Source organism: Asanoa sp. NPDC049573, from assembly GCF_040676615.1.
Classification (GTDB): Bacteria; Actinomycetota; Actinomycetes; order Mycobacteriales; family Micromonosporaceae; genus Asanoa.
Map to the genome: position 1 here is coordinate 97,131 of NZ_JBFAPI010000015.1, position 13,409 is coordinate 110,539.

Here is a 13,409-nt window from a genome sequence, read left to right on the forward strand (position 1 = left end):
CCGTGCCCGTCCAGGTTCGGTCAGCCGCCGGCGGCGTGCGGCTCGCCTGGCCTGGGCCAGTCGGCGGCTGACCGAACCCGGACGGCAGCGGTCCGCGGCCGTCTGGCGGTATGTCGCCGGTCAGCCGCCGGCCGTGGTCGGTGGTGGGGTCGCGGGGGCGGTGCCGGCGGGTGGGGTCGCCGGCGGGAGGTCGTCGCCGGCGAAGACGCCGGTCGCGAAGAGGATGCCGAGCAGGATGCCGATGGCGGCGATGGCCAGGGCGCCGAGGATCAGCGGGTCGCGGCCGGGTGGTGGTGGGGTCTGTCCCCCGCGGCCTTGCCGGCCGGTCCGGCCCGCGGTGCCGCGCCGGTCGCCGTAGACCGGGCCGCCTCCGGGGCCGGCTACGCCGGGGCCGCCGTAACCGGTGCCTCCATACCCAGGGCCGCCGCCGGCGGGGCTTCCGTAGCTCGGGCCGCCGCTGGTCGGGCTTCCGTAGCTGGGGCCGCCGCTGGTCGGGCTTCCGTAGCTGGGGCCGCCGCTGGTCGGGCTCCCATAATTCGGGCCGCCGCTGGTTGGGCCGCCGTAGACGGCGCCGCCGCTGGTCGGGTCCGGATAGCCGGGACCCCCGCTGGTCGGTTCGCCGCCGTAGGGACCACCCCCGCCGGTCGGACCGCCGCCGTAAACCTGGCCACCCGGACGCTCGTGCGGTTGCATGGCAGGCATAGTCGCCTATCCCGGCACCCGATCGCCAGTGGGTGGGCGGAACGTGCGACGGTACGTGGTCGGCGACACACCGATCGCCGCGTGCAACTGTTGCCGCAACGCCGCCGCTGTGCCGAAGCCGGCCTGCCGCGCCACCTGGTCGACGCCCAGGCCCGTGGTCTCCAGTAGCCGCCGCGCGTGGTCGGTGCGTTGCTGCAACAGCCAGCGGGCCGGGCTCACCCCGGTCTCCTCGCGGAAGCGCCGGGTGAACGTGCGCACGCTCATCCGGGCGTGCCCGGCCATCGTGATCAGCGTCAACGGCTCGCCGAGCCGTTCCAGCGACCACGACCGGGTGGCCGCCGTCGACGCCGCGCCGTCGCCGACCGGCAGCGGGCGCTCGATGAACTGCGCCTGGCCGCCATCGCGCCAGGGCGGCACGACGCAGCGTCGGGCGGCGTGGTTGGCCACCTCGGCGCCGTGGTCGCGGCGGATCACGTGCAGGCACAGGTCGATGCCCGCGGCCACGCCGGCCGAGGTGAGGATGTCGCCGTCGTCGACGAACAACACACCCGGATCCAGGTGTACGGAGGGATGGAAGCGCCGGAAGTCGGCGGCGTGCGCCCAGTGCGTGGTGGCCCGGCGGCCGTCCAGCAGGCCGGCGGCGGCCAGCACGAACGAACCGGTGCAGATCGACATCACCCGGGCGCCCCGGGCGTGCGCGGCGCGCAGCGCGGCGGCGACCTCGGCGTCCACGGTGCCGTCGGTCAGCGGCGACCCGTCGTGGATACCGGGCACGACCACCGTGTCGGCGGTCTCGGTCAGCGACAGGTCGTGGTCGGGGTGCGCCGCGTAACCCGCGGTGACCCGCACCGGCCGGCCGCCCGGCGTGCACATCTCGACCCGGTAGAGCCGCTTCCCGGTGGCGTCCCGGGCGGTGCCGAAGACCTGTGCGGAGGTGCCGAGGTCGAGCCCGACCACGTGGTCGAGGGCGAGGACGGCGATGCGATGGGCCATGGCCGGATTATTGCGCATGATGGCTTCCGGGCCACTCGTGGCCGTACCCCGTGTGCTTCATGCTTCTTTTCGTGCGTCGTCTCCTTCACCCTGCCTGGCTCGTGGCCGCCGTCGCCTTCGTCGCGCTGATCGGCGCGGCCGGGTTCCGCGCCACCCCGAGCGTCCTCATCCACCCGCTGCACGAGGAGTTCGGCTGGCCGCTGGCCACGATCTCCGCCGCCGTCTCGGTCAACCTGCTGCTGTTCGGGGTGACCGCGCCGTTCGCGGCCGCGCTGATGGACCGGTTCGGCATCCGCCGGGTCGTCGCGACGGCGTTGCTGCTCGTCGCGCTCGGCAGCGGGCTGACCGTCTTCATGCGCAGCAGTGCCGAGTTGATCCTCTGCTGGGGCGTGCTGGTCGGGGTCGGCACCGGTTCGATGGCGCTGGCGTTCGTCGCGACGATCACCGGCCGCTGGTTCGTCAAGCGCCGCGGCCTGGTCACCGGCGTGCTCACCGCCGCCGGCGCGACCGGGCAACTGGTCTTCCTGCCGCTGCTCGCCTACCTGGTCGAGGGCAGCAGTTGGCGCACCGCGTCGCTGGTGGTCGCCGGGGCCGCGCTGGCCGTCGTACCCCTGGTGCTGTGGTTTCTGCGTGACCACCCGAGCGACCTCGGCCTGCCGCCCTATGGCGGGACCGAGGTCGTGCCGCCGCCGCCGGCCGGCGGAGCGGCCCGGCGGGCACTCGGCGCGCTCCGAGACGCGTCCCGGACCCGCGCCTTCTGGCTGCTCGCCGGCGGTTTCGCGATCTGCGGCGCGACCACCAACGGCCTGGTCGGGACCCACTTCATCCCGGCGGCGCACGACCACGGCATGGCCGAGACGACGGCCGCGTCACTGCTCGCGCTGATCGGGCTGTTCGACATCGCCGGCACGATCGCGTCGGGTTGGCTGACCGACCGGTTCGACAGCCGCCTGCTGCTCGGCGGTTATTACGCGCTGCGCGGCGGGTCCTTGTTGCTGCTGCCGGCGCTGTTCGGCGACGCGGTGCGGCCGTCGATGGTGGTGTTCATCCTGTTCTACGGCCTCGACTGGGTGGCGACCGTGCCACCGACCGTCGCGCTGTGCCGCGAGTATTTCGGCGATCGCGGTGCGGTCGTCTTCGGCTGGGTGTTCGCCTCGCACCAGATCGGTGCGGCGGTGGCGGCCTCGGCGGCCGGCCTGGTCCGCGACCAACTCGGCAACTACAACCTGGCCTGGTATGTCGCCGGGCTGCTGGCCATCGGCGCCGCGGGCCTGTCGCTGCTGCTCCTGCGCCGCCGCGGTGCGGTGTTCACCGGCGCGCCGGCTATGGCCGGACTACCCGGATCCGTTCGACCGTGACCAGCGCCTGAAGCCGGCCGAGTGGCGTGCCGTCGCGGGCGAGTTGCTGGCCTTCGAGCCAGACTTCGCCCTCGTAGAAACCGGAGAGATCGTCGCGCACCTTTTCCACGCGGAGGAACAAGGTGTGCGGCGCGCCGGTGAACTTCCAACTGCCGGGTGGGCATTCGATCACATTGCCAGCGTCGATCATGATTGCCGCCCGGATGCTGGTTGATTTCGGCGCTTCCGTCTGCCCATGAGTTGAATGTTGGGCTCGGGCCTTCCCAAACGCAATGTTGCGGAGCAGAATTCCGCCCACGCGGGCAGAAGACGCAACGATCTGCGGGTGTCCACTACGGAAACGCTGTTCGGGAAGGAACGAACATGCCGACCGAAGACCACGGTTCGACGGTTCCGCGCCGGCAGCTCGGTCGATATCTGAGAAGGGCTCGCGAAGAAGCGCAGGTCACGGTCAAAGCGGCGGCCGATGCGCTGGAATGGTCGACGCCTCGCATCTGGCGGATCGAAAACGGCACAGTAGGGATGCGTGCCCTCGACGTCAAGGCGATGTGCGAACTCTACGAAGCGTCGCCGGAACTGACCGAGGCTCTGATGGCGCTCGCCCGGGAGACGAAAGCGAAGGGCTGGTGGCAGTCCTATGGAGACGCGCTGCCGAGCTGGTTCGAGTTGTATGTAGGGCTCGAGGCGGCAGCCAGCCGGATCCGTTATCTGCAGTCCGATGTGGTGCCCGGTCTGTTGCAGACAAAGGCCTACACGCGCGAGGTCATCGCACTGGACGACCCGGACCTGGAGGCCGAGGAACAGGAGCGCCGGCTCGCGGTGCGGTTGGAGCGCCAGAACCTGCTCAAGCGCAAGCTGCCGCCGGCACCGACCCTGGAGGTCATTCTCAGCGAGGCGGTGCTCCGCCGGTCGTTGGAGGACCGTGAGGCCATGGCCGGCCAGCTGCGTTATCTGGCTGAAGTCAACGACCTGCCCAACGTTACGGTCCGTCTACTGAAGCTCGAGTTCGGCCTGCATCGCTGGGTCGCTGCGGGCAGCTTCACCATCCTCGACTTTCCCAAGGAGCGCGGCCGCGAGCCGGAACCGTCCACGGTGTACACCGACGGCCCGACCGGAGCGCTCTACCTCGATAAACCCCGCGAGGTTCACTCTTACGAGTCGATCTGGATTGGTGCTTCCGACCGCGCCTTGAACGAGGCAGAATCTAGTCGCGAAATCCGGGCGCTAGCGGAGGAGTACGTACTATGAGTGACGAATTGGTCACCTGGACAAAGTCCACATACAGCGGAAACAACGGCGGCTGTGTCGAGTGGGCAAAGCTCGACAACCAGATCGGCGTCCGCGACTCGAAGGACAAGACCGGCCCCATCCTGACCTTCACCCGCGGCGCCTGGCAGGCCTTCGTCGACGCCACCAACCGCGGCGACTACAAGCCCGGGGCGTAACGCACCGCGGTCGACCGCACGGGTCGCACGAGACCCGCGAGATACTCGCGGGTCTCGTCGTCTGTGGAGTAGATCAGGGTGCCGCGCAGCACCTTGTAGGTGTGCCGCTCGTTGGTTCCGCTGATCCGCGACTGTGATCGGGGCGCTATGACTCGGTCGGCTGACCCTTCGCCGCCTTTGTGGCGTCGCCGCGGACACGGTCGGGCGGGTAGCGGCGGGCGGAATCGGTGAGCTTCGCGTTGGCCGCGGCCACGAGATCGATGCCCAGAACGCCGGCGAGCCTGGTCAAATAGATCATGACGTCGCCGATCTCCGCGCGTACCCGATCGGCGTGGTCCTGGTCTGTCATGACCGCCGCCGACTGCGCGGCGGTCAGCCACTGGAACTCGGCGGTGAGCTCGCCGACCTCGCCGGACAAGGCCATGACCAGGTTCTTCGGGGTGTGGAACTGGGCCCAGTCCCGTTCGTCGGCGAACGCCTCGAGGCGGGCGGTCAGCGCCGCCAGGTCATCGTCCACGAGCGGTAACGCTAGTTGAGCTTCCAGGTGTCGCTGTCGGTGGCGACCAGCAGGCGGACGTCGACGTCGCGGCAGATGGTGTGCCAGGCGTGGTCGTCGACGTGTTCCACCAGGAGGTAGGCCTGCGGGCGCGTGCCGTCGCCTTCGCTGAAGCGGTGGCGGTAGTCGAGGATCTCACCCAGGCCGAGGCGGAGCCGGTCGGCCTCGGTCGGGCCGAGCAGGCTCTTGGCCTCGACGATGTGGAGGCGGCCGTCGGGCGTGCGCCAGGCCAGGTCGGCGCGGGGCTCGGTGGGTTGGAACGGCTTGATGTCGATGTCGTTGAGCTTGGTCATCAACAGCACCAGCAGGCGGTCGTGCTCGTCGCGGGCCGACTCGTGCGCCTGCTCGTTGACGGCGTGCCACTCGGGGAACGCCGGGACCGCCTCCTGGACCCAGCGGTGCCGGGGCTCGGGCGGCTGCCGGGGTGTGTCGAGCGGGTCCGGAAGCGAAAGCGCCTCGGCCGCGGCCCAGGCTTCCTCGGCGAGGTCCGGGTCGTAGTTCTTCTGCCACGCGAACTGGCCGCTGGCGACGAGGCGGGCGTTCATCAGCCGGATCGCCTCGCCGACCGCGGGCTGGTCGAGGAACCAGAGCAGGCCGTCGATGTCGGGGCAGTGGTAGACGGTCGCGTCCTCGGCGAACGTGCGCAGGCCGTCGGAACGGCGGGCGATGCCGAACTTGGTCAGGTCCTCGGTGCGCAGCGAGCCGTCGTCGAGAGCGCGGCGGATGGGCGAGTCGGCCATCCGGAAGACGGTGGTGATCCGGCCGTCGTCGAAATAGCTGACCTCGGCGGCCCAGCACATGCCGACGGTGAGCCGGAACCAGCGTTCGGCGCCATTCGCGTACGGCGTCAGCAGCCAGTGTTGCCCGGCGGTCTCGGCGGCGGCCGGCACGGTGGTCCGCACGATGATGCCGGCGATGCCGAGGGCGACCTCGCGCAGGCTCTTCGCGTCGGCGTCGTTGATCGCTCGGATCAGGCCCGGCAGTCGCGGCCCGGCCGAGGGGAGCGCGCCGAAGGGCTGAGGCTCGGCGTCGGCCCGGACCACCCAGTCGGCCAGCGCCTCGCGTGTCATGTAGGACCAGAAGCCAGAGGTACGGTTCGCGAATTCGGCCGCAAGCGACTGGCTGTTCATGACACTCCAGAAGGGAAAAGACACAGGAATGCGATAATTGCACGCAGACATCCAGTGTCTCCACATTGTCCTTCCTTCGAGGGACGCCCGTGTTCGTCGCTCAGCGGGGCCAGACGGCGAAGTCGAAGGCGTCGGCGCAGAGCACGTGCCGCAGGCTGGTCACGCACGTCGGCGGGACGATCCAACCGTCGGCCCGGCCGATGATCCGGGTACGCGCGGAGTAGGCGTCGAAGAGGCCGAGCAACTGTTGCCGCGGGCCGTCGTACCGCCAGACCAGAAGTTCCGCACCGTCGATCACGCCGAGCGCCCGCCACGGCGCCGGATCCGCGCGGACCTCGCCGTTGCGGGGGTCGAGGACCGCGGTGCCCGGCCCCTCGAAACCGCCGAACGTCTCCGCGACGAACATGTGCTCCTCGTCGACGGGCACCGAGAGGTAACGCTTGGTCGACCGCCACGCCTGTCGCCCGGTCAGCCGGTCGAGCGCGACCGTGCCGCGGTCGTTGATGTGGCAGATGTAGCTGCCGCAGTCGCCGAACGCCGAGTACACCCCGACCACGGGGAGCGGCACCCGCCACAGTGAGCGACCGTCGCCCGTGTCGTACGCGGTGATCATGTTCTTCTGGTCGACGAGCAGCGCCGTGCCGCCGACGACGGTCGCGCTCTCCGGCGGCCCGGTAGCGGTCTGCGGCGTGTCGACGACGATTCGCCCGCTGGCCAGGTCGCGGACCCGCAAGTGGCCGGGCGACACCTCGACCTGGCTGCTGCGCAGCGTCCGGGCATCGCCGGCGATCGTCACGGTTGGTTCGAGCACGGCCGTCCAGCGGGGGGTGCCGTCGGTGACCGACAGCCCGCGCAGCGGGACCCGGTCGCCCTCGGCGGGGCCGTTGACGACCACGACGTCGCCCGCGATGCCGACGAAGCGGGTCTGCCGGTGCCAGACGACAGCGCCGGTCAGCGCGTCGAGCACCTCGACCGACGGGCGCTGGCCGACATCGACGGTGGCGACGACCAGGCGGTCGTCGCCGAGGGTGAGCAGCGAGGAGAGGCCGACGACCCGGACCGACCAGAGTTGGGTGCCCGCGCCGAGGTCGTACGCGCGGATCATGTTGCCGCCGGAGACGTAGGCGCGGGAGTCGTCGAGCGCGAGCGCCTCGGCCGTGCCGACCCGCAGCAACATCGGTGCCAGCGACGAGGGCCGGGCGACGCCGGCGAAATAGACACCGGCGGCCAGGGCCAGCGCGAGCGCGGTGGCGATCAGTCGGGTGCGGGTGCTCCACGGCTGCGGTTCGGGCGGCTGCCAGTCGCGGTCACGCTCGATCTCGATGACATGGCCGTGCCGGCCGGCGGGGCCGAAGCCCACCACCGGCCGGACGCCGAGTTCGTTACTCCTGGTCATCGCGTCAACCCCACCTGCGATGCAGTCTGGCGCGGGGAATGACGGGGGTCCATGAGCCGAACGGCGGACGTTAAAACTCCCGCACCGCGGCGCCGATGCTCGCCGCGGCCGGGAGTATGACCGTCTCCCATCGGTGCAGCCCGAGGGCGGTACATCGACGAGGACCTGGTTAGAGGGTCCACTGCCCGGCGGATGGATATGCCAAACCTCGTTCGCACCATTAATCGGCCGGGTATGGAAGAAGCATGGAGCACTTCACGATCGCCGCCGTCGCCGACCGCAACCCCGACTTCCGCCGGGTGCTGGCGACCGGCAAATACACGCAACTCGTCGTCATGACCATCCCGCCCGACGGAGAGATCGGCGAGGAGGTGCACGAGCACACCGACCAGCTCCTGACGTTCGTCAGTGGGGTGGGCGAGGCCAGGGTGGGCGGTGAGACGAAACCCGTCAACCCTGGCGACCTGGTCTTCGTCAAGGCGGGCACGAAGCACAACTTCGTCAACACCGGCCCCAACCCATTGGTCCTTTACACGGTGTACGGGCCACCGGAGCACTCCCCGGACGCGGTGCACCGGACGAAGGAGGAAGCCGACCGGCTGGAGGAGGCCGGCAAGGACGAGCCGCCGGCTTGATCGGGTAGGTGCTGGCTTGGTCGGTTAGGTGTCTGGGCGGGTAGGTGCTGGGCCTGTCTGGTCGGTCGGCGCTGGCTTGGCCGGTTGGGCGCTGGCCTGGCCGGTTGGGCGCTGGCCTGGCCGGTTGGGCGCTGGCTTGGTCGGTTGGGTGCTGGCCTGGTCGGTTGGTCGCCGGCTTGATCGATTGGGCGCTGGCTTGGTCGTCAGCCGTCGGCGGAGCCGAGCCGTTTCGGGTTAGTTGTCGATGCGGAGCCAGTCCTTGGTGCGTCGGCCGGGCGTGTAGGCGGAGTCGAGCCGTTTCGCTATCACGCCCGGCAGGCCCTGCTCGGCCGCGGCTTCCAGGGCGAACTGCCCGCCGCCGCGGAACGACGGTGGGGTCTGCCAGGCCGGGCCCGACAGCGCCAGACCCTCGAGCAGTTCGCGGCGCTGAGTGTAGGGGAGGTCGACCGTGCGGCGGCCCTCCAACCAGAGCAGGTCGTAGACCAGGTAGCTGATCACCAACCCGGGCGGCAGCCGCCGGCCGGCCGTGGTGGTCGGCGCGGGTCGGACTCGGCCCTGCCGGTCGAAGGCGACGACCTCCCCGTCGAGGACCGCCTCGGTGGGCGCGAGCGCCGCGCCGATGTCGCGTACAGCCGGATAGCCGCCGGTGATGTCCTGATCGGACATCGACATCAGCCGGACCCGCCCGCCCGACACGTAGGCGACCGCGCGGGTGCCCTCCCAGCGCATCTCGAAGGCCCACTCGTCGTCGGGCTCGGGCAACGTGTCGACCGGCGTCGGTCGGGAAGGGCGGATCAGGTCAGGCAGTGGCTCCCATCCGTCGGCCGGCGGCGACATGCGCCGGATCATCCATTCTTCGCGCTTGCCCGGCTCGGGTCGCGCGGTGCGGAACAGCACGTAGCGGCCTTCGATCCGGTCACCGTGGAGGGTGACCATGACCTCGTCGGGCCGCCACTTCTCCGTTTCGTAGGTGCCGGTGTCGAACACGCTCATCCGGCCCCCGCCGTATTCGCCTGCCGGGATCTCACCGTGGAAGCTGAGATACTCCATCGGGTGATCTTCGGTGTGCACGGCCAGGTGGTTGCGGACCTGGTCGCGGGGCAGCCCGCGGGGCACGGCCCAGGAGACCAGCACACCGTCGCGCTCCAGTCGCAGATCCCAATGCAGCGCGCGGGCGTGGTGCTGCTGGATCACGAACCGGTTGTCGGCCCCCGGTTGAGGTGCGTCCGGCGGCACCGGCTCGGGGGTGCGTGCCGCATCACGCTTACGGCGGTATTCGTCCAGCCGGTCGGCCATGGGGATATTGTCCGGGATGGGCGGCCGCCGCGCACCGTCGCCAACGAGCATGCTGACGTGATGAGAGGGTACGCGAGGTCATGACCTCATCGACCGCACAACCAACGGTGCAGCTCCCGGGCAACGTGAGGATGCCGTTGCTCGGCTTCGGAACGTGGCAGGCCCACGGCGAAAGCGCCCACCGCTCCGTCATGGCGGCGTTGGAGGCCGGGTATCGCCTCATCGACACTGCCACCGCGTATGGCAACGAGGACCTGGTCGGCCAGGCCATCGCCGACAGCGGTGTGCCGCGCGAAGACATCTTCGTCACCACCAAACTCCCTGCTGAACGGATCGGTCGCGAGCAACGCACGATCGGCGAGAGCCTGCGCATGCTCGGCATCGACCAGCTGGATCTCTGGCTGATCCACTGGCCCCCGTCGCGCGGCAATCTGGTCGACATCTGGCGCACGATGATCGAAATCCGCGACGCCGGTCAGACCCGCACGATCGGGGTCAGCAACTATTCCTTGGGCCAAATCGACGAGCTGATCGCCGCGACGGGCGAGGCCCCGGCGGTCAACCAGATCAAGTGGGGCCCCCGCCTGTATGACGAGGCCCTGGTCCAGGGCCACCGCGAACGCGGCGTGGCCCTCGAGGGCTACAGCCCCTTCAAGACCACGCGGTTGGGCGACCCCGCGCTGACCACCATCGCCGACGCCCACAACGTCACACCCGCCCAGGTCGTCGTGCGCTGGCACATCCAACATGGAATCGTCGTGATCCCGAAGTCGGTCACCCCGGCCCGGATCCGATCGAACGCCGACGTGTTCGGCTTCGAACTCACCGACGACGAGATGTCGTCGATCGACGCCATGGGGCACTGACCGCAGCCCAACACGTGGCGTCCGTGCCGCGGCGGTGCGGACCGCACCAGGCTGCCGGGCCGTCCGTCGTCCGAGGTGCGTGCGGCACGGGCCCGATTTCCGCGGCTGGGCCCCGCCGCTAGGTCGTCTTCACGGCGTCCCTCAGCAGCGGGTAGTCCTTGAGGGCGATGGCGTTCGCGCTGGCCTGAAGGTTGCCGGTCATCGCGCTCTTGCCCGGGAGCTTCGTCATCGTGCGGACGACCTGGTTGCGTAGCCAGATGCCGGCGCGCGACGCGGGAGCGAAACCGCGGTCGCCGCCCGGCGGGCGCTTGAGGTTGCGGGTCACGAAGTCGCGCATGCCCGCCTCGTACCCGCGGAACGCGGCCGCCGGGTCGGTTGCTGTGGCGAGCTCGCCGGCGAGCACATACGCGCCAACCAGGGCCATGCTCGTGCCCATGCCGAGCGAGCCCGCGAAAGCGGCGTCGCCGAGCAGCGTCGCGCGGCCGCGTGACCAGTGGTCGAGCTGGGTGGCGCCGCTGCGGGCGAAGTAGAAGTCGTCGGCCCCCCACATCTGGTCGAGCAGGCTCGGGATCTCCCAGCCGGCACCGGCGAACACCCCGGCGAGCGTGGCCTTCTGCGTCGCCGTGTCGCGTCGGTCGAGGCCGAGCGTCGGCGACGACCAGGAGAACATCGCTCGGACTTCGCCGTCGCTGCCGACGGGGTAGAGCATCAGGACCCGGCCGCCGACCCCGTTGCCGGCGGGCAGGTTGTACATCACTTCCCAGCCGTCGAGGTCGAGCGTCGTGTGAGCGGCGAAATAGGAACCGTACATCCCCAGGTCACGCACGTATTGGCGGTCGCCTCCGAACGCCAGGGCGCGCACGCCGGAACGCAGGCCGTCGGCCCCGACGACCGCGTCGAAGGTGCGTGGCGGTGCGCGGTGGAACGTGGCGGTGATGCCGTTGGCGCCCTCGTGCAGCGCGGTGAGGTGGTCGTCGAAGAGATATTCGGCCTCCGGCGCCGCCTCATGGAGGATGCGCACGAGGTCGTTGCGGAGGATCTCGATCTCGGCTACCACTCCGCCCGAGTCACCGAAGTCGTCGCCGGCCATCCGCGCGACCGGGGCTCCACGGCGGTCGACGTACACGATGCCGTGTGTTCCGGTGTGGTTGGCCCGGATGGCGTCGAGGATGCCCATCCGTTCGACGACGGTGCGGGCCGCGCCGCGGATGTCGATGGCCTGGCCGCCGGATCGGAGCGCCGGGGCGCGCTCGACGACCGTGGCGGCGATGCCGTGCCGGTGCAGCCAGTGGGCCAGGGCGAGCCCGCCGATGCCGGCTCCTGAGATCAGGACGTTCATGGTTGCCTCCAGGTCTGCGAGGGGACGCGTACAACGTACATGAAGATGGCGTACGTTGTATAGCGCACTAGCACTCGAAGTGTTAGGCTTGCATCGCACTAGTGCAGAGGAAGGATCGGCGACGATGGCAGAGGAAGCGCCCTACCGGAGGATCGCGGCCGAGATCCGGGAGCGGATCGTGCGCGGCGAGCTCGGTCCGGGCGATCGCATCCCGTCGACGCGGGAGATCACCCGCGACTGGGGCGTGGCGATGGCGACCGCGACGAAAGTGATCAACACACTGCGCGACGCGGGTTTCGTGGAGACCCGATCCGGTGCGGGGAGTGTCGTGATCGAGCGGAGCAGCCCGCGAGTCGACACGGTCGTCCAGCACGGCCTTCCACCGCGTGCCGGCGGCTTCCACGGCTCGGCCGAGCCGCGGCCGCGGTCGGGAGACACCGAGCTCACCCGCGATCGGGTCGTCCGGTCGGCGATCGCGATCGCCGATACCGAGAGCCTGTCGATGCTCACGATGCGCCGGGTCGCCGCCGACCTCGGCGTCGCGACGATGTCTCTCTACCGGCACGTGCCGGGCAAAGACGAGCTCATCCAGGCGATGCTCGACACCGTGCTCGGCGACGACCCGTTGCCCGACGAGCCGCCCCCGCACTGGCGGGCTCGCCTCGAGGCGGCCGCGCGGCAGATGTGGCACACGTTCGCCGCGCATCCCTGGGCCGCCGACTCGGTGTCGTTGACGCGTCCGCAGTTCCTCCCCAACCTGCTGCCTTATTCGGAGTGGAGTCTCGGCGCCCTGCGCGCGCTCGGGTTCGGCGTCGACGAGATGATGCACATCCACCTGTCCCTGTTCGGGCATGTGCGAGCGAGCGCGCTCAACCTCAGCGAGGAAATGCGGGCCCGCGACGACACCGGGGTCACCAACGACGAGTGGGCCGACTCGCACGGAAGCGAGATCGAGGCCCTCCTGGCCGCGCGGCCGGAGCGTTTCACCGGCCTGCGCTATGTGGCCGAGCAGGGGTTCGACTACGACATCGAGGCGGTGTTCGAGGCTGGCCTGCGACTGCTGCTCGACGGGGTCGCGGCCGCCGTCACACGGCAGGAGGTGAGCGGCGATGGCCAGGTGGACGTGTCCGTCCTGTGAACGCGAGTTCGGCCGCACCAACCAGTCACACGTCTGCGTGCCCGCCGGCACGGTCGACGAGACGTTCGCCCCACACCGACCGGAATGGCGCCTGATCTTCGACGCGATCCTGGCCCACGTCGAAGACCTGGGGCCGGTCCACGCCGACGCGGTCACGGTCGGCGTCTTCCTCAAGGCCGACCGCACGCTGGCGGAGGTCCGGCCGCGCGCGCGTGCGGTCGACCTGTGGCTGGCGCTGCCGCACGCGATCGACGACGAGCGCGTGCGCCGCACGCTCCGGATGTCGGCGGGCATGGTGGCCAACGTCGTGGCGCTGACCAGCGCGGCCCAGGTCGACGACCAGATCCGGGCCTGGCTCACGGAGGCCTACCATGCGGCCTCCGCCTAGCCTCGGCGGCCCGGTCGACCTGGCGCGGGCTACGTGGTCGCGCTCGCTACGCGGCCGGGCTGGCGTTGGTTGCGCGGCCGGGCTGGCGTTGGCTGCTTGGTCGGGTTGGCGCCGTTTGCGCGACGCGGGTTTCGCTGGGGTCGTGGGCCGGGAGGCTGTCAGGGTTT

15 protein-coding genes are annotated in these 13,409 nt (G+C 70.3%); 7 read left to right on the forward strand and 8 right to left on the reverse strand.

Going from position 1 to position 13,409, the window contains the following annotated elements:
- Nucleotides 1–120: 120 nt before the first annotated feature.
- Together AB0J74_RS28545 and AB0J74_RS28550 are read right to left on the reverse strand one after the other, a co-directional pair.
- Complete coding sequence (locus AB0J74_RS28545; protein WP_363453288.1) at nucleotides 121–693, reverse strand: hypothetical protein; 573 nt, start codon at nucleotides 691–693, stop codon at nucleotides 121–123.
- 15 nt (nucleotides 694–708) lie between these two features.
- The gene (locus AB0J74_RS28550; protein WP_363453290.1) at nucleotides 709–1,713 is read right to left on the reverse strand and encodes a helix-turn-helix domain-containing protein; all 1,005 of its coding nucleotides are present in this window, start codon (nucleotides 1,711–1,713) and stop codon (nucleotides 709–711) included.
- A gap of 53 nt (nucleotides 1,714–1,766) precedes the next feature.
- Between AB0J74_RS28550 and AB0J74_RS28555 the strand changes: the two genes are divergently transcribed.
- Complete coding sequence (locus tag AB0J74_RS28555; protein ID WP_363453292.1) at nucleotides 1,767–3,053, forward strand: MFS transporter; 1,287 nt, start codon at nucleotides 1,767–1,769, stop codon at nucleotides 3,051–3,053.
- Here the strand turns inward: AB0J74_RS28555 and AB0J74_RS28560 are convergent.
- Nucleotides 3,019–3,351 carry a hypothetical protein gene (locus AB0J74_RS28560; RefSeq protein WP_363453294.1) on the reverse strand — a complete coding sequence of 111 codons (333 nt, stop codon included), beginning with the start codon at nucleotides 3,349–3,351 and terminating at the stop codon, nucleotides 3,019–3,021. The genes AB0J74_RS28555 and AB0J74_RS28560 overlap by 35 nt on opposite strands.
- A 65-nt stretch (nucleotides 3,352–3,416) precedes the next feature.
- On the opposite strand from AB0J74_RS28560, the gene AB0J74_RS28565 reads away from it, so the two are divergent.
- Nucleotides 3,417–4,301 carry a helix-turn-helix transcriptional regulator gene (locus AB0J74_RS28565; RefSeq protein WP_363453296.1) on the forward strand — a complete coding sequence of 295 codons (885 nt, stop codon included), beginning with the start codon at nucleotides 3,417–3,419 and terminating at the stop codon, nucleotides 4,299–4,301.
- Nucleotides 4,298–4,498 carry a DUF397 domain-containing protein gene (locus AB0J74_RS28570; protein WP_363453298.1) on the forward strand — a complete coding sequence of 67 codons (201 nt, stop codon included), beginning with the start codon at nucleotides 4,298–4,300 and terminating at the stop codon, nucleotides 4,496–4,498. Before AB0J74_RS28565 ends, AB0J74_RS28570 begins: the two co-directional genes overlap by 4 nt.
- 145 nt (nucleotides 4,499–4,643) lie before the next feature.
- On the opposite strand, the gene AB0J74_RS28575 is transcribed toward AB0J74_RS28570, so the two are convergent.
- The 3 genes from AB0J74_RS28575 to AB0J74_RS28585 form a co-directional block, all read right to left on the reverse strand.
- Nucleotides 4,644–5,015 carry a nucleotide pyrophosphohydrolase gene (locus AB0J74_RS28575; protein ID WP_363453300.1) on the reverse strand — a complete coding sequence of 124 codons (372 nt, stop codon included), beginning with the start codon at nucleotides 5,013–5,015 and terminating at the stop codon, nucleotides 4,644–4,646.
- A gap of 11 nt (nucleotides 5,016–5,026) precedes the next feature.
- Nucleotides 5,027–6,124: a hypothetical protein gene (locus AB0J74_RS28580; RefSeq protein WP_363453302.1), complete on the reverse strand. Its 1,098-nt coding sequence runs from the start codon at nucleotides 6,122–6,124 to the stop codon at nucleotides 5,027–5,029.
- A 160-nt stretch (nucleotides 6,125–6,284) separates the two neighbouring features.
- Nucleotides 6,285–7,580 carry a PQQ-binding-like beta-propeller repeat protein gene (locus AB0J74_RS28585; protein WP_363453304.1) on the reverse strand — a complete coding sequence of 432 codons (1,296 nt, stop codon included), beginning with the start codon at nucleotides 7,578–7,580 and terminating at the stop codon, nucleotides 6,285–6,287.
- A gap of 245 nt (nucleotides 7,581–7,825) precedes the next feature.
- Between AB0J74_RS28585 and AB0J74_RS28590 the strand changes: the two genes are divergently transcribed.
- A complete protein-coding gene (locus AB0J74_RS28590) occupies nucleotides 7,826–8,215 on the forward strand; it encodes a cupin domain-containing protein (protein ID WP_363453306.1) in 390 nt (129 codons plus the stop codon).
- 234 nt (nucleotides 8,216–8,449) lie between these two features.
- Here AB0J74_RS28590 and AB0J74_RS28595 read toward each other — a convergent pair whose 3' ends face one another.
- Nucleotides 8,450–9,511, reverse strand: a complete 1,062-nt coding sequence (locus tag AB0J74_RS28595) for a DNA polymerase ligase N-terminal domain-containing protein (protein WP_363453308.1) — start codon at nucleotides 9,509–9,511, stop codon at nucleotides 8,450–8,452.
- 131 nt (nucleotides 9,512–9,642) lie between these two features.
- On the opposite strand from AB0J74_RS28595, the gene AB0J74_RS28600 reads away from it, so the two are divergent.
- Nucleotides 9,643–10,377 (forward strand): aldo/keto reductase, encoded by a 735-nt coding sequence (locus AB0J74_RS28600; protein WP_363453310.1) that lies wholly within the window; start codon nucleotides 9,643–9,645, stop codon nucleotides 10,375–10,377.
- Between the two features lie 118 nt (nucleotides 10,378–10,495).
- Here the strand turns inward: AB0J74_RS28600 and AB0J74_RS28605 are convergent, their stop codons facing one another.
- Nucleotides 10,496–11,716 (reverse strand): FAD-dependent monooxygenase, encoded by a 1,221-nt coding sequence (locus AB0J74_RS28605; protein ID WP_363453312.1) that lies wholly within the window; start codon nucleotides 11,714–11,716, stop codon nucleotides 10,496–10,498.
- Between the two features lie 124 nt (nucleotides 11,717–11,840).
- On the opposite strand from AB0J74_RS28605, the gene AB0J74_RS28610 reads away from it, so the two are divergent.
- Complete coding sequence (locus AB0J74_RS28610) at nucleotides 11,841–12,854, forward strand: GntR family transcriptional regulator (RefSeq protein WP_363453314.1); 1,014 nt, start codon at nucleotides 11,841–11,843, stop codon at nucleotides 12,852–12,854.
- The gene (locus AB0J74_RS28615; RefSeq protein ID WP_363453316.1) at nucleotides 12,826–13,242 is read left to right on the forward strand and encodes a DUF5655 domain-containing protein; all 417 of its coding nucleotides are present in this window, start codon (nucleotides 12,826–12,828) and stop codon (nucleotides 13,240–13,242) included. The genes AB0J74_RS28610 and AB0J74_RS28615 overlap by 29 nt, the downstream gene beginning before the upstream one ends.
- The last annotated feature ends 167 nt before the right edge of the window (nucleotides 13,243–13,409 follow it).